Source organism: Streptomyces tatrensis, assembly GCF_049310065.1.
GTDB lineage: Bacteria > Actinomycetota > Actinomycetes > Streptomycetales > Streptomycetaceae > Streptomyces.
Genome location: NZ_JBMDLB010000011.1, coordinates 617,197 through 634,158, shown reverse-complemented (window position 1 = coordinate 634,158; position 16,962 = coordinate 617,197). Strand labels below are relative to the sequence as shown.

The window sequence follows — 16,962 nt, the reverse complement described above, 5'->3', positions numbered from 1 at the left end:
CCCACCCCGGAGACGGCTTCCCAATGAGCGACATCATCAACGGACTTGGCCGCACCACCGCATTCGGCGGCGTCGGCCTGGTGCTGCTCATCCTCGGCATCGTCCTGGTGGACGTGCTGACCCCCGGCAAGCTGCCGAAGCAGATCTGGGAAGAGCGCAACCGGAACGCCTCCGTGATGCTCTCCTCGGCGCTGCTCGGCATCGGCGGCATCGTCTTCACCTCGATCTGGACCACGTACGACGACTTCGGCAAGGGCCTGCTGTCCACGGCGGCGTTCGGCATCCTCGGCCTGATCCTGATGGCCGTGGCCTTCCTGCTGCTGGACCTGGTGACCCCGGGCAAGCTCGGCGCCATCGTGGTCGACCCCGAGCCGCACCCCGCGGTGTGGGTGACGGCCTCCTGCAACCTCGCGGTCGCCGCGATCGTCGCAGCCTCCATCGCCTGACGGCTCGCGCACGCATACGCGCCACGTACGAGAGCGCCGCTCCCCGAAGGGAGCGGCGCTCTCGTTTCGTAGGACGGTCAGTCGCGGTCGGCCGAGACGATGCGCAGGACGTCCTGGGCGAGCTGCTGCGGGTGAGCGGTCTCCAGGGTCGAACTCAGGCTCTCCCAGCGGTCGAAGACCTTGGAGCCGTCCGGCTGCTCGATGCCGTCCGATTCCTTGTGGAGCGACCATTCCGAGTCGCCCCGGCCGAAGTGGTACGCGTCGCCGTTGGCGAGGAGCGTGACATTGCAGCCGCACCCGAACCCGCCGTCGTCGTCCGGGTCGTACGCGCCGTCCTCGTGCAAAGTGGCCAGTGTCACCGTCCCGTCGTGCTGGTCGGCGAGCAGGGCCGCCACGGCCACCACGGTCTCGTGCGCGTCGGCGGGCAGCGGGGCCGAGCCCGGGGCGGCGTGCAGGGCGCGCACGGTGGTCGAGGCGTGCCGGGCGACCAGATCCTGGACCGTGTCGGACACCGACCGCAGCGTCTTCAACGCGTCGCTCAGGTCGGCCGACTGCCCGGCACCGGCCGGGACGTCGAGTTCGGCCTCACCCCGCTCGACGATCCGTTCCACGGCGCGCTCGAGTTCCCGGAGCGCCCCGGCGCCGTGCCGGAGCTGAACGAACAGGGCCGAGGCGACCGACGCGGCGTCCTGCGGTGTGTAGAGGGACCACGGTTTCGACAGGGTCTGAACCGTGGCCCCGGCAGCCCCGGCCGCAGCACAGGCCATCTCCAGCGAGCCCTCGGGATCGCACGTGCCGAACTCGACCGCGGTAAGCACGTCCGAGAGGAGGTTGTTCGGTCCCTCGGCAGCCTGCTCGTACAGGTCGTCCCAAGGAGTTGCGTCATCGAAGCGGGCCGCCGCGGCCTGGTTGAGGAGCATGTCGCGGATCCTTCCAGACCCGACACCCCGGACGGGCCCGCGCTGCTCGGCATCCCCCGTTCGGGTGGCAAAGGGGGCCGGCCGTCCCCTACGCGAGCCCCAGTGCGAACACCGCGAACCCGGCCGCCAGCAGGCCCACCGCGGTCCGGCGGATCGCCGTGGCCCGCGTCCAGGGCTGCTCGAACCGGCGCGCGTACCGGGCGATGCCCACCAGCAGCAACGCGAACACCGGCATCCATGCCAGCCGCGCCACGATCCACCCCACGCTGTCCGGCGCCGTCGTCAGCCCGGCCAGCCCGCCCGCGAACGACCCCGGTACGGCGGCCGCCAGCATCGCCGTCTGGTGCCAGCACAGGATCGTCATCGCGCACAGGTTGATCACGACCACCGGCGCCCACAGCGCCGGCCGGGCCAGCAGCCGCGCCAGCCGGTCCCGCAGCAGGATCGCCGCCCCCGACTGGGCCGCGGCCAGGGCCACCACCAGCAGCGACGGCGGATGGGAGTTGGTCCGGGCCTCGCCCGGCACCCCGACCATCGACGCCGGGTAGTGGAAGACCATCAGCAGGGCCGCGAACAGCAGGCCCCCGCCCGCCAGCAGCAGCCACCCTCCGCGGCGCCCGATCCGGCCCTCGCCCCAGTCCACGCCGAGCTGGTACGCGAACAGCCAGCCCGGCAGGATGTTCACCAGCGCCACCCACCCGGGCACCGAGTCCGCGAAGGGCCCGTAGCGCAGGAAGTCCACGACGGCGACCGAGGCGAGCAGCGGGGCCGCCGCCCAGCCGCCGAGCCGGTGCGCGGCGCGCACGCAGTACGGGGTCAGCGCGGTGACCACCACGTACACCCCGACGAACCACAGCGGCTGGATCACCAGCTTCGCCCCGGTCCGCAGGGTGGCCTCGGGCACCCCGGCCGCGTACAGCAGGGGCACGGCCAGCGCCCACACCGCCGTGACCCCGAGTACCGGCCGCCCCAGCCGGGCGATCCGGCCCTTCAGCCAGGCCCCGGCCGAGCCGGTGTGCCGCCGGAAGGAGAGCGCCGAGGCATAGCCGCCGACGAGGAAGAAGACCCCGAGCATCTGCAGCACCCAACTGGCCGGGGCCAGGCCGCCGAAGGCGGAGAGGGGACTGGCGTTGTGCAGGGCCCCGTCGGGGTCGAGGGTGAACCCGCCGAGCAGCCAGTGCCCGGTCGGTACGGCCAGCAGCGCCAGCGCCCGCAGTCCGTCGATCGCCCGGTCCCGGTGGGCCGGGGTCTTCGCGTCGATCCGGCCGGCGGCCGCCCGCGCCTTGGCGAGGACGCCCGGGGCGCCCACGGGGATACCCGCCGGGGTACTCGCAGGGGTGCTCCCCAGCTTGCTCGCCGACGTGCTGTCCGACGTGCTGTCCATCGTGCTTGCCGGCCGGCTCGCCGGCCTCGTCTCCAGCATGCTCATCGTGCCGCTCCCGTCGCGATCGTGGCGAAGGCCTTCAGGGACCCGGTGCCGGGGGTGAAGTAGCCGGTGTGGCCCGCCACGTCGGCGGCCGGGACCGGGCGGGCGCCGAAGGCCGCCGAGGTGGGATCGGCGCCGTGGCCGAGCCCGGCGAACTCCACGTTCGGCACGTCGGCGATCCAGTCGGAGGGTCCGCGCGCCGCCCACACGCGGGCTCCGGTGTGCAGGTCGGCGACGCTGTCGGCGCGCATCCCGGGGGAGCCGAAGGCGACGATGTCGGTGGCGTCCGTGTGCCGGGCCGCCAGCCCGCAGACCACCGAGCCGTAGCTGTGGCAGAAGAGCACCGGGTCGGGTGCGCCGACCGCTTCGAGCCCGTCGGTGAACCGGGCGAGACGGACCGCGCCCGCCTGCGCCAGCCGCCCCCGGGCCGTGTCCAGCCCCACCCCGACGGGCGTGGTGTAGCCGGTCCAGGCGATGACGGCGACGCTCTCGCCGGCCGCGGACCGCAGGGCGCGGGCCATGCCCGCCGGGCCGGTGTGGGCGGCCCGCGGGCGGTCGTGGGTGGTGGCGTCGTTGTCGGAGCCCGGCACGATCACCGACACGTGCGCGGTCCGCTCCAGGTCCCCGAACACCTCGGCGACGGTGCCCCGTCCGCGCGGGTCGAAGGCCAGGATCTGCCGGCCGGGGGCGGCCAGCGGGGCGAAGCGGGCCTCGCCCGTCGCGAGCACGGCCAGCCGGTTGGCCTCGTACCTGAGAGGGAGCGGAGCCCCGTCCAGATTTCCCACCACCAGCGGGTGGGAGCGTACGAGGCCCTGCGCCCGGGTGTCGTCCAGCCCGGCGAAGAACCGCGCGACCTGCGACGGCGTCGCCCGCGCCGGGTCCGGCAGCGGCCGCCCGGACACCGTGTCGGCCCACCAGGCGGCGGTGCCCGGCAGCGGCCCGGTGACCGCCGTCTGCGCGTCGGCGGAGGCCCATCCCGCGGTTCCCGCGACGACGGCTCCCGCCAGCGCGGCGGCGACCAGTGTCCTTGCGAAGCGGCGCATGCCCCTTCTCCTCTCCTCGTGACGAGGAGGAAGGTAAGAAGAAGGTGTCGCACCGGGCGTCGCACCGTGGTGCCAAACCGGATGTCATACCCGGGTAGGGGGTGGAGGAGAAGGTCCTCCCCGGCGGCCCGGCGACCGGGGCCGGGCCGGGCCGGCCCCGGCAGTTCAGTTCAGTTCAGGCCGTCGAGTCGCCCGGCCGCACCAGCCCCGCCTCGTAGGCGAAGATCACGGCCTGGGCCCGGTCCCGCAGGTCCAGCTTGCCCAGCACCCGGCCGATGTGCGTCTTGACCGTCTGCTCGGCGACCACCAGATGACCGGCGATCTCCTGGTTCGACAGCCCGCGCGCGATCAGCTCCAGCACCTCGGTCTCCCGCGGGGTCAGCCCGTTCAGCCGCAGGGCCGGATCGCGGCGCGGTACGGGCCGGCGCTCGACGAAGTCCGCGATCAGCCGCCGGGTCACCGACGGAGCCAGCAGCGCCTCGCCCGAGGCGACCACCCGGACCGCCGCGATCAGGTCCGCCGGCGGGGCGTCCTTCAGCAGGAAGCCGGAGGCCCCCGCGCGCAGGGCCTCGTACACGTAGTCGTCGATGTCGAAGGTGGTCAGCATCAGCACCTTCGGCCGGTGCACCACCCCCGGCGGGGGATCGAGGAGCTCGCGGGCGGCGCTGAGCCCGTCCATCTCCGGCATCCGGACGTCCATCAGCACCACGTCGGGGTGGACGGTGCGGGAGACCTGGATCCCCTGGCGTCCGTCGGGCGCCTCACCCACCACGTCGATGTCGGCCTGCGCCGACAACAGCGCGGCGAAACCCGCCCGCACCATGGCCTGGTCGTCGACGATGATCACGCGGATGGTCAACTTGGTTCCTCGGGAGCGGTGTTGATGGGCATGCGGGCGGCGACCCGGAAGCCGCCGTCGGGCAGCGGACCGGTGTCCAGCGTCCCGCCCGTCAACCGTACGCGCTCCCGCATCCCCACCAGCCCGTGCCCGGTGCCCGAAGTCTCCACCGCCACCACCGCGTCCCGGGCCGGGCCGTTGACCACCAGCACGAGGAGCTCCTCCTCGTCGAAGGTCACCGAGACCCGCGTCGAGGCACCCGGCGCGTGCCGCACCACATTGGCCAGCGCCTCCTGGACGATCCGGTACGCCGACAGGTCCACGGCGGGCGGCGCCGCCCCGGCCGCGCCCGCGGCCAGCGCCAACTCCACCGGCTGCCCGGCCCGTACGGTCGCCTCCACCAGCTGCTGCAACCGCGCGAGCCCCGGCTGCGGGGTCCGGTCGGCGCCGTTCGCCTCGTCCCCGCGCAGCACCGTCAGCAGCCGCCGCATCTCGCCCAGCGATTCCCGCGCGCTCGACGCGATCGCCGCGAACTCCTCGCGCACCGGCTCCGCCATGCCGGGCAGGCGGTACGGCGCCGAATCCGCCTGCACGGTGATCACCGACATGTGGTGGGCCACGACGTCGTGCAACTCCCTTGCGATCCGGGCCCGTTCCTCCAGCAAGGTGCGCCGGGACCGCTCGGCCTCGCTGATGCTCTCCTGCTCGGCGATCTTCTGGCGCGCGTCGCCGAGCCCGCGCAGCGCTCCCGTCAGCGCGAGCACCACCCCGGCCAGGACGAACAGCAGGGCGACCGTGTTGGTCGACCCGTCCGGGCGGAAGCCCCACAGCACCGCCCCCGCCACCCCGGTCACGAGCCACACCCCGACCAGGGTCCGGATGGACTCGCGCAGTCCCAGGCAGGCCATCAGCACCAGATAGCCGATGATCACCATCGGGGTCCAGGGCCAGGCGTGCCCGGCCACCCGGTCGGCCTGGGTCAGCACGGCGGCCCCGATCACGTCCGCGAGCAGCACCATCCCCCACGCGGGCAGCGGCCGGGTCACGGCGAGCAGCAACGGCAGGGTCTGGGCCACGCCCAGAGCCCCGGCCCACCCGCCGCCCGCCTCGTAGTCGTTGGTCAGCACCACGATCGTCACCGGCAGCAGCGTCAGCACGCACACGGCGGCCACGGCGTACGGCAGCATCCGCTGCCAGGCCCTGGGCGCCTGCGCGAGCAGCGGCTCGGCGGCCCGCGCGGGGGTACGCAGCGCCACCGCGAACTGCCCTGGCCGGGCGCGGGAGCCCTCCGGGCCCACCGGCACGGACGGGGCCGGCGTGCCGGGCCGGGACCCGGAGGCGGACCCCTGCGGCGATCCGGTCCGTGACGCGGAGGGGGATCCGGACGCGGACCCGTACGGCGTGCCGGGCCGGGCGCCGGAGGCGGACCCGGTCGCGGATCCGTGCGGCGGTCCGGCCGGGGACCGGGATCCTGGCCGGGATCCGGGCCGGGCTCGGAAGAGGGATCGGAATCGGGATCGGGCGCGCTCGCTCATGATCGGCCCAGCGTATGCGTCCGAGCCCCGCCGGGACCCCGGACGACTCTCCCCGACCTGCCCCGACAGCCAGGGGCGGACACGGCCTCGGGCTCGGGCGCCGCCCCTTTTGCCCCGGCCCTGGCCCTGGCTCGGGCTAGGGCCCTGGCTCCGACCCCGACCCCGACCCCGACTCCGGCCCTGGCCCTGGCTCCGGCCCCGCCTTGGTTCCGACTCTGGCCCCCGCCCGACCGCGAACCCGCCCCGGCCCTGGCGTCGGCTCGGGACCCGGCCGCGGCTCCGGTTCCGGTTCCGGCACTCGGGCCCCGGGGCCGGCTTCGGCTCGGGCTCTGGTTCCCGTTTCAGATCCGGCTACGGCTCCGGCCTTGGTCCCGGCTCGGGACCCGCCCTGTCTCGGACTCCGACCTCGACTTGGACTGCGGCCCTGGCTCCGGGGTCCGCTCCGGCTCCGGCTCCGGCCCCCGCCCCGACCGGGAGCCCGCCCCCGTGGCCGGGCCCGGCTTCAGATCCGGTTCCGCGGCGTCGGCGAGGCCCGCACGGTGGGCCAGGGACTTGCGGAGGCGGGTGAGGCGGTCGATCTCCGCGTCGAGCACGGCGAGGCGGTGCCCGACGACCCCGCCGCCGGAGCCGCAGTTCGGCGGTGGATCCGCCGCGAGCAGGTGGAGGCGGTCGGCCACGCCGCGCAGGTCCTCGACGGTGAACCCGTGGGCCAGGAGGTCGCGGATGATCCGGATCCGGGCCACGTCCCCCGGCCCGTACTCCCGCTGGCCGGAGGGGCTGCGGCCCTGCGGGGCGAGGAGTCCGCGCTGTTCGTAGAACCGCAGTGCCCGGGGTGTGGTCCCCGCTGCCGCCGCCGCGTCACCGATCCGCATTCCGCGCCCACCCCCGTCATCCCCGAACTGCCCGCGCTAACGCGGCAATTCCACCACCACGGCGCCGAAGTGCCGGCCCTGCGTCAACTCCCGCAACGCCTCCGGGGCGCGATCGATGCCCGGGATCCGCACGTGCGGGAAGCGGATCTCCCCGGAGCGCAGCCAGGCACCGAAGCGGCCGGTCCACTCCTCCTCCACGTCCGGATGCTCCGTACCGAGGTACCCGCGCACCGAGACACCCCTGACGACCAGGCGGAACGAGTCGACCTCCACCGGGGCGCCGCCCCCGGACCGGCCCGGCGCCAACTGGCCCGAGAGCGCGCCGACCAGCGCGAAGCGGGCGCCCTGCCGGGCGGCTCCGAGGGCGGCGGACAGCTGCTCGCCGCCCACCGTGTCCACGAGTACGTCGATCCCCTCGGGCGCCGCCCCGGCGAGCTGCTCCGCGAAGGGGGGCCGCCCGGCACCCCGCAGCAGGACCGCGTCGTAGCCCAGCTCCGCCACCAGACGCTCGGCCTTCTCCGGGGAGCCGGTGGTGCCGATCACCCGGCCCGCGCCCAGCAGCCGCGCCGTCTGGCCGGCCAGGGTCCCGACCGCGCCGGCCGCTCCGGTGACCAGGACGGTGTCCCCGGCCCGGACCCCGGCGAGCCGGGTCAGCGCGCCGTACGGCGCCGAGCCCTGGGCGAGGTACGCCACCGGGTCGGGCAGGGTGTCGTCCAGCGGAGTGCAGTCGGCGGCGTCCACCAGGGCGTACTCCCGCCAGCCGAGCAGGTGCGAGACGAGCGTGCCCGGCCGCAGCGGGCTGCCGGCCGGGGCGGCCACCACCTCGCCGACGGCCGGTCCGAACAGCGTGTCACCGGGGTGCAGCGGGGGCAGCGGCAGCCCCTCGACCGCCCCGCCGATCAGGGTGAGCAGCCCGGGGAACACCAGGAAGTGGCGGTTGCGGACGAGCACCCGGCCCGGCCCCGGCTCCGGCACCGGTGCCTCGACGACGGCGAAGGCCGCCCGTTCGGGCAGTCCTGCGGCGCGGGCGGCGAGCCGGATCTCGCGTGCGGTACGGGGCAGTTCGGTGACCATCGGGGCTCCTGGGAACGGCGCGGCCGGCGACGGCGCGGACGGCCGCCGCCGGTCCGGGGCGGGTGGGTGCGCCGACGCTAAACCCTGACCCGCACGTCAGGGTCAAGCCCGCCCCCGCCCCGCCCCCGCCCCACCCCCGGCCACCGCAGCCGCTCGGCATAGACTGCGCCCCGGCCTGGACGATCACTGAACGGCCATCACCGAGCGGTCAGCACCGAACGGTCAGCACCGAACGGCGATCACCGAACGGCGGGGAGCGGGTACGCATGGGCGGGGCGGCGGCGCTGGAGAAACTGATCCCGGTGGCGCTGGCCTTCGGCGTCGGGGTGTTCCTCGCACGCCGCAAGGTGGTTCCCGCCGAGGCCTCCAAGGCCTTCGCCGACTACGCCTTCCTCTTCGCGGTCCCGTGCTACCTGTTCGGCAACATCTACGCCGCGGACCTCTCCGCCCTCTTCGACTGGCGGGCCATCGGCGGCTACGCGGCGGCCGCCGCCCTCGCGGTCGCGGCCGTCGCAGCCGCCTCGGCGGCCGCCGGACTGTGCGACCCCCGGGACGTGGCGCTGCGCGTGATGGCCGGGGTCCAGGTGAACACCGCCTACTTCGCCGTCCCCGTCTTCATCACCTTCTTCGGCACGGCGGCGCCGATCTTCCCGGTGCTGCTCTTCCAGGTCTGCGTGCTGTCGCTCGTCGTCATCGCCATCATGGAACTGGGCCGCACCGGCCCCGGCTCGGGCGGCGGCCCCGGCCGGCGCCTCGGCCGCGCCGTCAGCGCCTCCCTCGTCACCCCGCTGGTCCTCGCCTGCAACGCGGGGATCCTGCTCAACCTGCTCTCCGTGCACGTCCCGGAAGTGGTCCTCGACGGCGCCGCCTTCGTCGGAGACAGCGCCTCCCCGGTGGCCCTCTTCGCCCTCGGACTGCACCTCGGCGGCATCGGTCTCGACGTCCGGGGCACCACGGCCGAGGAGCTGGCGCTCATCGGCTTCAAGTGCGTGGCCTTCCCGCTGCTGGCGTGGGCGGTGTGCGGGGCGCTGTTCGGGGTCCGGGGCGAGTGGCTCACGTACCTCGTGCTGATCGCCGCGATGCCGACGCCCCAGAACCTGTTCATCTTCGCCCAGCGCTACGACGTGGGAGTGGACCTCTCCGCTGCCGTCGTGATCAAGAGTTCCCTGGTCTCCCTCCTGCTGCTGCCGCTCTGGCTGCAGGCGGTGTCCGCGTGACCTGGGCCGTCCCGCCGTGACCCGGGCCGTCTCGCCGGCCTTCGTTCCCCGGGCGGGTTCCGCTCGTTGAGCGGGTATGGAGCTCCCGACGATCGCGGCGCCCGGCGTCGGTGAACAGGCCGACGCCGTGGCCGATGCCGCCTGCCACCTCTACGACATCCTCGCGCCCTGGGGGCGGACCGCCCCCGGAGGGTGGAGCCGGGGCGCCGCCGAGGACGCCGCCGAGGCCATCGAGACGGCCGCGCACGCCCTCGCGTACGCCCATCCGCGCGCCGAGGTCATTCTCGGCCCCGTGCACTCCGCCCTCGCGGACCTGCGCCGGCAGCTCGGCCTCGCGCCCGCCGAACCGCTGAGCGCGGAGGGGCTGCCGGCGACCCCGCGTACGGTGGGCAACCCGCGCCGCACCCGCCGGGCGCGGGTGCTCACGCCACCGGCGCCCCGGCGAGAGCCTTCTCGTACAACTTCCTGATGTCGGCGCCGAAGTAGGAGCTGTAGGAGGTGTCGGCGGTGTCCCCGCCGGTCTTCCAGCCGCCGATCACCCCGACCACGCTGCCGGTCTCGGTCCGCTGGTCGAAGCCGATCAGGAACGGGCCGCCGCTGGTGCCGCCCGGGTAGCCGGTGCAGTTGATGCGCAGGAACGAGCCGGGGATCTTCGCATCGGTGCTGGTGAACTTGGTCGTCCGGTTCACGCACAGCCGGGGCCGGGCCGCGGAGGCCGGATAGCCGATCAGCGAGACCTTCTTGTGCGCGTACGCGGCGCCGGTGACCAGGCGGTTGCCGCCCACCACGTCCTCCACGGGGAAGCCGTCGGCGTCCGGGCCGACCTGGGCGAAGGCCACGTCGAGGGCGGCGCCCTTGTCCACGCCGAGCTTGCGGTAGCGCGGGTCGATCCAGACCTTGGAGCGGCCGGCCTTGTCGCGCAGGACCGGGAACATCCCGTACGGCTGGGGGTTCTGGGCCGTGTACTGCGGTACGAAGGCCACCTGCCGGGCGTCCGTCCCGAGCAGGCAGTGCGCCGCGCTGAGCACCAGGTCGCGGCCGGGGGAGGCGACCACGCTCGCGGTGCAGAAGTACGCGCCGCCGCCCTTCATGACGAACATCCGGCCGACGACCGGGATGCCGTCGAAGTTCCGGCCGGTCCCGTCCACCGCCGCCTGGGCGCCGCCGCGGCTGACGGGGACCGCGGACGCCATCCGGTCGGGCGTCCAGAACGACTCCGCCTCCCGGGCCGACCACCGGTCGGTGCCGGGTGCCCGGGCCGGGGCCTGCGCCGGGGCGGTGCCGGCCTCGGCCTCGGGCAGGGGTCCGGCGGGAAGCAGCAGGGCGGCCGTGGCCGCCGCCACCGTCAACGTACGTCGCATGTCCGTCTCCTTCTTCGGGGAATGGGAGGGAGGGCACGGGCCTGTCGCGGGACAGGGCCCGGGCCGTCTAGACGGCTTGGGGGAAGCGCAGCAGCCGGTCCGGGTCGTAGCGGCGCCGGACCTCTTCGAGGCGGGCCAGGTTCGGTCCGTAGTAGGCCTCGCGCCAGCCGGTCAGCTTCGGATCGGCGTAGTTCTGGTACGCGGCTCCGCCCGCCCAGGGCCGCAGGTCCTGCCAGAGCCCGTCGAGCCAGCCCTGGTGGCGGCCGATGTCGGCGGCCGTGGCCGGGCCGGGCCAGTAGACGAGGTACTGGGCGAGGAACCCGGCCGAGCGGTGCGCGAAGGCGGTGTCCCGCACCGGGACCCGGTTGAGGGCTCCGCCGCAGACCCCGTCGAACTGCACCACGCCGGACCCGCCGCGCGGCACGCTCCCGGCGTAGCGCCGCAGGCCGGCCAGTACCGCCGAGGCGGCCGGTTCGGTCAGCCCGTCCGGGGCCCAGAAGTCGGACCGGGCGGCGTAGGAGTCGCGGCCGAGCCGGCCCAGGGGGTCGTGTCCCGGCAGGGTGCCCGGCAGCCGGCACGCGGCGGGGCTCCGGTCCGGGCAGCCGGCCATCGCCCGGACGGTGTCCGCGTAGCCGCGCACGACCGTCCACGAATCCCGGGGCGGTCCGCCGACCAGGTCGGACAGCCGGGTCAGCTGCCGCTCCAGCTCCGCGCGCCCGCCGTCCAGGCAGAGCACCCGCAGGGCCGGGGCGCCCACCGGGCCGCCGTCGACGGTGAACTCGACCTGGCTCCAGAACGGATCGGGCAGCGCCTCCAGCCAGCGCTGCCAGCCGCGCAGCACCGCGGGGGAGTCGGCGGCGGACCAGCGCAGTTCCGCGAAGGCGCAGTCGGAGACCGGGTGGGTGCGGAAGCGGAAGCCGGTGACCACGCCGAAGTTGCCGCCCCCACCGCCGCGCAGGGCCCAGAACAGGTCGGGCTCGTGGTCGGCGCCGACCTCGCGGACCGTCCCGTCGGGGGTCACGAGGGTCACCCCCGTGAGCCGGTCGCAGGTGGCGCCCCAGGCGCGGGAGGAGAGGCCCAGCCCGCCGCCGAGGGTGAGACCGGCGATGCCGACGGAGGGGCACAGCCCCGTCGGGATGGCCAGGCCCCGCGCGGCGAGGACGGAGTTCACCTCCCCGAGCCGGGCGCCCGCACCGATCCGGACGCCGCTCCCGGACTCCACGGCCACCTCCGCCATGACGCCCGTGTCGATGACGAGTCCGGCCTCGCGGGTGGACCAGCCCGCGTAGCCGTGGCCGCCGCCGCGCGGCACCACGGGGACGGCCGAGCGCCGGGCGAAGTCCAGGCAGGCGGCCACGTCCCCCGGGTGCGCGGGGTAGGCCACCGCGCCCGGCCGGACCGTGTCGTAGCGGGGCTGGAACAGCTGCCGGGCCTCGTCGTAGTCTGCGTCGCCCGCCGTCACCACCCGGCCGTCGAGGGCCCGGGCCAGCGCCCCGTAGTCCGGGTCCGCGGGGCGGGGCGCGGTACGGGGCGCAGTGCCGGCCGCCGTACGGGGAGCCGTACCGCCCGTGGTGCGAGGCGCGGTACCGGCCGGCGTACGAGGCGCAGTGCCGGCCGTCGCAGGGGCCGTCGCGCCGATCGAGGCGAGGACGCCCGTGGCGGCTCCCGCGAGGACCTGGCGGCGGTGGAGGGTCATCCCTCCTTCCTGCCACCGCCCTGCCCGTTCGGGGCGAAGGCGGGCCCACGGGGGCGGGCTTGCCCCCCGAACGGCCCACGCCGGGGCACTCGGCGGCGGCGCGGGCCGGGTCCCTGCCGGGCCCCGGCCGCGCTGCGCCCGGTTTCCCGGCATGTGCTGCGCCCGGGCAGCCGTCCGGGTCGCGCGCAGGGTCACCGTCCCGGCCCGGCCAGGGTCACGAACCGGGTCACCGTCCCGGCCCGGCCGGCGTCACGAGCCGGGCCAGTGTCCGGACTCGCCGGGGCGAGCCGGGCCGCCGTCCGGCGCGGCCGGGCCGCCGGTCGTGGTCAGCTCGCGCGGCGGGCCAGGAGGAAGCCCTGCGGGGACTTCTCCGTGGCGTCCGGCTCCCGGATCAGGCGGGCGGTCTCGGTCAGGCCCGCCCCGGCCAGCAGTTCGCCGATCAGGTCGGGCGGGGTCCAGTACACGTCGAGGTCGACCGGATGCCCGTACGCGTGGTCCAGCCGGAGCTGCCGGTCGCCCGCCTTGAACGCGATCAGCAGGTACCCGCCCGGGGCCAGCACCCGGGCGAACTCGGCGAACAGCGCGGGCAGCCCGGCGGGCGGGGTGTGGACGGTGGAGTACCAGGCCAGCACCCCGCCGAGGACCCCGTCCGCGATGTCCAGCGCGGCCATCGAGCCGACCTCGAACCGCAGCCCCGGATACGTCCGGCGGGCCACCGCCACCATCGCGGGGGACAGGTCGACCCCGAAGGCCCGTACGCCCAGCCCGTCGAGGTGGGCCGTCACCCGGCCCGGTCCGCAGCCCAGGTCCGCGACCGCCCGGCCGGGGCCGGGCCCCTCCCCGCGCACGCACTCCGCGAAGGCGGCCAGCATGGCCCGGTCCAGCGGTTTGCCCTCCAGCTTTCCGGTCAGCAGCGCGGCGTAGTCGGCGGCGACGGTGTCGTAGGACGACCGGACGGAGTTCAAGCGCGAAGTCGATGCCATGCCCCCGGACAGTAGCCCGCCGGAGCCCCGAACTAGGCCGTCTCTTTCGGATCTTGCCTAGCCCCCGGTCAGCGGATTGTCCAGCTCGGCCCACTGATCGCCCGGCACGCCCGGGCTCAGCCGCATCAGGGTCAGCGCCTTGGTCGGCAGCGGCCCCGTCAGCAGCGCCCTGGTGTCGGCGGTGGAGGGCAGGCCGGGCGCGGCCGCCGCCAGGTCCGCCGCGAGCGCGGGAGCCGAACCGGCCGTGGAGCCGAGCGCCCCCGCCACCAGCGATCCGAAGAGCTTGCGGCGCAGCAGGGTCACGTCGTCGGTGATGAGCCTCCCCGACAGCGGTGGCGCCGGCAGGCCGTGGCGGGCGAGACGGGCCGGGCTGATCCGGATGTCGGCGAGGTCGCGGTACACGAGCCGCAGCGGTGCGCCGTCGGCGGCCAGTACGACCAGCAGGTTCTGGCCGTGGGCCTCCAGCGCCACCCCGAGGTCCAGGACCCGCAGGCACACCGACAGCGCGAGGCGCGCGAAACCGGCCCGCCAGGCGTCCGAGCGCGCGTACGGGGTCAGCGCCAGGGCGGCCACGGGCAGGACGCGCTCGCCCGCGCCCCGGTCCGCGTACGCCTCGGGCGCCTCGCGGAGCACGGCGGCCAGGTCCGGGGTGCCGGCGGTGACGGCGCCCAGGGTGCGGGTGATGTGCAGGCGGCCGTCGAGCCGTTCGGACAGGCTCTGCGCGAAGGCGGAGACCGCGGCGGCCGTCTCGATGGAGTAGACGGAGATGTCCCGCACGGAGGAGGTGAGGCGGGTGCTGAGCGCGGTCTTGACGTGCGGGCCGCCGTCCGCTTGGGACAGGGTGCGCAGGGCCATCAACGGGTGCGCGGCGGGCCCGGGCCGCAGCTCGTGTCCGTGTCCGTGTTCATGGCCGTACGCGTCCGCCTTCCCTCCCCCCTGTTTCACCACGTGCTCGGACTGCCAGGGGTGGACCGGTACGAGGATCCGCCCGGCCTCCCGCCACCGGTCCGGCCACTCGCCGGTCACCCGGCACTCGGCGTCCCGTACGACGGCCAGCCCGAGGGTGACCACCGGCCGGTGCTCGGGTCCGTACGCGAGCTGCTCGGCCACCGTGAAACCGGGGCGGGAGCGGCAGTTGGGGTGGTACGGATGGCCGTCCACCACCCGCTGCTCCCACTCCCAGGCGGCGAGGTCCGCGGTATCGGGGCCGGTCGGCTGGCCGGCGCGGGACAGGGCGAGGGAGGCCGTGCTCTCGTCGAGCTCGGCGGCGAACTCCTCCCCGTACGGCAGCCCGAGCGCCGTCACCAGCGGGGCGGCCCGCCGGTAGGGGCGGCCGTCGAGCAGCAGCTCGGTCACGGGCGGTGCGGACGCGCGGGCCGCCGAGAAGGTCGTCGCGTACGGGTCGGGGAGCGGGCCCTCCAGCCGGGAGCCGGAGGCGAGCCGGAGCGCGAGCGAGCCGGAACCCCGCTCCCGGTGGGTGATCCACGGCAGCGGCTCGAAGGCGAACGCCCGCCACAGCCGGGTCAGTACGGCGGCGCGCGCGCCGGGGAGCGCGGCGCCGTACGCGGACCCGAGGCGGCCGGGGCGCGTGCCGGCCGGTCCGGCGGTTCCGGCGGGTGCGGCCGGTCCCGCCTCTCCGGCGTGTCCGGTTTCGGACAGGCGGGCCAGTTCGGCGGCGACGGCCTCTTCGGCCGCGGTGGCGGGGAGGTGCATGCTGGGATCCAGGGCCCCGGTCCTCTCGGATGACGTGATGATCACTTCATCATCGCGGATACTGAAGATCACGGCCGGTGGTACGCCCCCGCGCACCTCCGGCGCTCTGGACGTACCGAATGGAATCCGTGGACCTCAACGCCACCGACAGCGCCGCCGCCGACACCTATGCGGCCACCCCGCTCCTGAACTGCCTCCTGCGGGAGGCCGCCGAACCGGTCCCGCTCGCCGGGGCCGCCGGGACAGGGGGGTCATCTGGTACGGGGAGGGCCGCAGGTTCCGGGGAGGACGGCTGGTGCGCGTACCGGCTGTCGGGCAGCGGGCGGTTGCTGAGGGTGCGTGCGGGGCGCAGGCCCGAGCGGCCCGAGCTGGGGACCGGGGCCGGGTGGCATCCGCTCGCCCATACCGAGCTGGTCAAACTCGTCTCCGACGAACTGCGCCAGTACACCGGGGTGTCCAACGACGAGCTCCCGGTCGAGATCGCCGACAGCCGCGAGACCATCGCCGCGCTGCTGGCCGCCCGCGCCGCCACGCCGCCGCCGGCGGATCCGTACGTCCGGTCCGAGCAGTCGCTGGTCATGGGGCACCCCCACCACCCGGCCCCCAAGGCCCGGGGCGGCGGGCCGGCCAACGGCTGGCTGCCGTACGCCCCCGAGGCGTACGCCCGTTTCCCGCTGGCCTTCCTCGGGGTGCGGGAGGACCAGGTGGCCGAGGAGGGCGGGCCGGCCGCGGCCGCCGCGGTCGATTCGCTCGCGGAGGCGCTGGGCGGGCCGCGAGCGCCGGCCGGCTACCGGCTGCTGCCCGCCCACCCCTGGCAGCTCGACCTGGTCGCGGGCAGGCCCGCCGTCCGCGAGGCCCTCGCGGACGGGAGGCTGCTCGCGCTGGGAACCGGGCGGGTGCCGGTCTGGCCGACCGCCTCGATCCGGACCCTGTACGTCCCCGGCGCCGGCCGTGGCGCAGATGCCTCGGACGCGGCAGACGCCTCGGACGCCGCAGGCGCCGGGGCCGCCGCCGGCGATCTGTTCATGAAGTTCAGCCTCGACGTGCGGATCACCAACGACGTGCGCCGGCTGTGGCGGCACGACCTGCTGAAGCTGCGCCGTACGGACGCGGCGGTCGAGGCGGGCTTCGCGGAACTGCGCCGGTCCGGGTCGGGCGCCGCCTGGCTGTCGGACCGGGGGTACCGGACGGCCTCCTTCGCCTTCGAGGAGCTCGCCGTCCTGGTCCGCGACGGCCTGGCGGCGCACGCGGAGCCCGGCGTCACGCCCCTGCTGGCGGCCGCGCTCGCGGAGGGGTACCCGGGCAGCCCGCTGGCGGCGACCGCCGACCCGGCCGGGTGGTGGCGGGCGTACCTGCGCCAGGTCGTGCCGCCCGTGCTGCACCTCTTCGCCCGGCACGGCGTGGTCCTGGAAGCGCACCTGCAGAACACCCTGGTCGCCGTCGACGCCCGGGGCGTGCCCGCGCAGGCCCTCTTCCGGGACGCGGAGGGCGTGAAGCTCCTCCCGGACCTGGACCGGGAGGCCGCCTGGCAGCGCCTCGTGTACTGCCTGGTGGTCAACCACCTGACCGAGGTGTCGGGCGCGCTCGCGCAGAGCCACCCGCAGACGGCCGGGGAGCTGTGGCCCGCCGCCCGTGCGGAGTTCCGGCGCTTCGGCGCCGCCCACGACCTTCCCGAGATCGCCGCCCTGCTGGCCGCCCCGAGTCTCCCGGCCAAGACCAACCTGCTGCTGCGCTGGACCCGCGCCGACGGCGCCGACTCTCGCTACCTGCCGCTTCCCAATCCGCTCCGGCCCTGAGGGAGCGTGCGGTTCCGGCCAAGAGGGTCCGGATACCGGATC

General features: G+C 75.5%; 15 protein-coding genes. 4 read left to right on the top strand and 11 right to left on the bottom strand.

Features of this window, described 5'->3' with window-relative positions:
* The first annotated feature begins 23 nt into the window (after positions 1-23).
* On the top strand, positions 24-446 hold the full coding sequence (locus tag ACODT5_RS18500; RefSeq protein ID WP_422520407.1) for a DUF350 domain-containing protein: 423 nt from the start codon (positions 24-26) through the stop codon (positions 444-446).
* Between the two features lie 77 nt (positions 447-523).
* On the opposite strand, the gene ACODT5_RS18495 is transcribed toward ACODT5_RS18500, so the two are convergent.
* The 7 genes from ACODT5_RS18495 to ACODT5_RS18465 form a co-directional block, all read right to left on the bottom strand.
* Positions 524-1,366, bottom strand: a complete 843-nt coding sequence (locus ACODT5_RS18495) for a hypothetical protein (RefSeq protein WP_422520406.1) — start codon at positions 1,364-1,366, stop codon at positions 524-526.
* An 88-nt stretch (positions 1,367-1,454) separates the two neighbouring features.
* Positions 1,455-2,795, bottom strand: a complete 1,341-nt coding sequence (locus ACODT5_RS18490; protein ID WP_422520405.1) for an acyltransferase family protein — start codon at positions 2,793-2,795, stop codon at positions 1,455-1,457.
* Positions 2,792-3,835, bottom strand: coding sequence for an alpha/beta hydrolase (locus ACODT5_RS18485; protein WP_422520404.1), 1,044 nt, complete (start codon positions 3,833-3,835; stop codon positions 2,792-2,794). The genes ACODT5_RS18490 and ACODT5_RS18485 overlap by 4 nt, the downstream gene beginning before the upstream one ends.
* 175 nt (positions 3,836-4,010) lie before the next feature.
* On the bottom strand, positions 4,011-4,694 hold the full coding sequence (locus ACODT5_RS18480) for a response regulator (protein ID WP_243332099.1): 684 nt from the start codon (positions 4,692-4,694) through the stop codon (positions 4,011-4,013).
* Complete coding sequence (locus ACODT5_RS18475) at positions 4,691-5,977, bottom strand: sensor histidine kinase (RefSeq protein ID WP_422520403.1); 1,287 nt, start codon at positions 5,975-5,977, stop codon at positions 4,691-4,693. Before ACODT5_RS18475 ends, ACODT5_RS18480 begins: the two co-directional genes overlap by 4 nt.
* A 572-nt stretch (positions 5,978-6,549) precedes the next feature.
* The gene (locus tag ACODT5_RS18470) at positions 6,550-7,080 is read right to left on the bottom strand and encodes a MerR family transcriptional regulator (RefSeq protein WP_422520402.1); all 531 of its coding nucleotides are present in this window, start codon (positions 7,078-7,080) and stop codon (positions 6,550-6,552) included.
* 36 nt (positions 7,081-7,116) lie between these two features.
* On the bottom strand, positions 7,117-8,154 hold the full coding sequence (locus ACODT5_RS18465) for an MDR family NADP-dependent oxidoreductase (RefSeq protein WP_422520401.1): 1,038 nt from the start codon (positions 8,152-8,154) through the stop codon (positions 7,117-7,119).
* A 266-nt stretch (positions 8,155-8,420) separates the two neighbouring features.
* Here ACODT5_RS18465 and ACODT5_RS18460 point away from each other — a divergent pair, with 266 nt between their 5' ends.
* Positions 8,421-9,371, top strand: coding sequence for an AEC family transporter (locus tag ACODT5_RS18460; protein ID WP_422520400.1), 951 nt, complete (start codon positions 8,421-8,423; stop codon positions 9,369-9,371).
* Between the two features lie 76 nt (positions 9,372-9,447).
* A complete protein-coding gene (locus ACODT5_RS18455) occupies positions 9,448-9,840 on the top strand; it encodes a hypothetical protein (RefSeq protein ID WP_422520399.1) in 393 nt (130 codons plus the stop codon).
* Here ACODT5_RS18455 and ACODT5_RS18450 read toward each other — a convergent pair.
* From ACODT5_RS18450 to ACODT5_RS18435, 4 genes are all read right to left on the bottom strand, one after another.
* On the bottom strand, positions 9,794-10,732 hold the full coding sequence (locus ACODT5_RS18450; RefSeq protein ID WP_422520398.1) for a S1 family serine peptidase: 939 nt from the start codon (positions 10,730-10,732) through the stop codon (positions 9,794-9,796). The genes ACODT5_RS18455 and ACODT5_RS18450 overlap by 47 nt on opposite strands.
* Before the next feature lie 67 nt (positions 10,733-10,799).
* Complete coding sequence (locus ACODT5_RS18445; RefSeq protein ID WP_422520397.1) at positions 10,800-12,428, bottom strand: FAD-binding oxidoreductase; 1,629 nt, start codon at positions 12,426-12,428, stop codon at positions 10,800-10,802.
* Between the two features lie 326 nt (positions 12,429-12,754).
* Positions 12,755-13,411, bottom strand: a complete 657-nt coding sequence (locus ACODT5_RS18440; RefSeq protein ID WP_422520396.1) for a class I SAM-dependent DNA methyltransferase — start codon at positions 13,409-13,411, stop codon at positions 12,755-12,757.
* A gap of 57 nt (positions 13,412-13,468) precedes the next feature.
* The gene (locus tag ACODT5_RS18435; protein ID WP_422520395.1) at positions 13,469-15,124 is read right to left on the bottom strand and encodes an IucA/IucC family protein; all 1,656 of its coding nucleotides are present in this window, start codon (positions 15,122-15,124) and stop codon (positions 13,469-13,471) included.
* 119 nt (positions 15,125-15,243) lie between these two features.
* Between ACODT5_RS18435 and ACODT5_RS18430 the strand changes: the two genes are divergently transcribed.
* Entirely contained in the window at positions 15,244-16,920 is a 1,677-nt protein-coding gene (locus ACODT5_RS18430) for an IucA/IucC family protein (RefSeq protein WP_422520394.1), read from the top strand.
* The last annotated feature ends 42 nt before the right edge of the window (positions 16,921-16,962 follow it).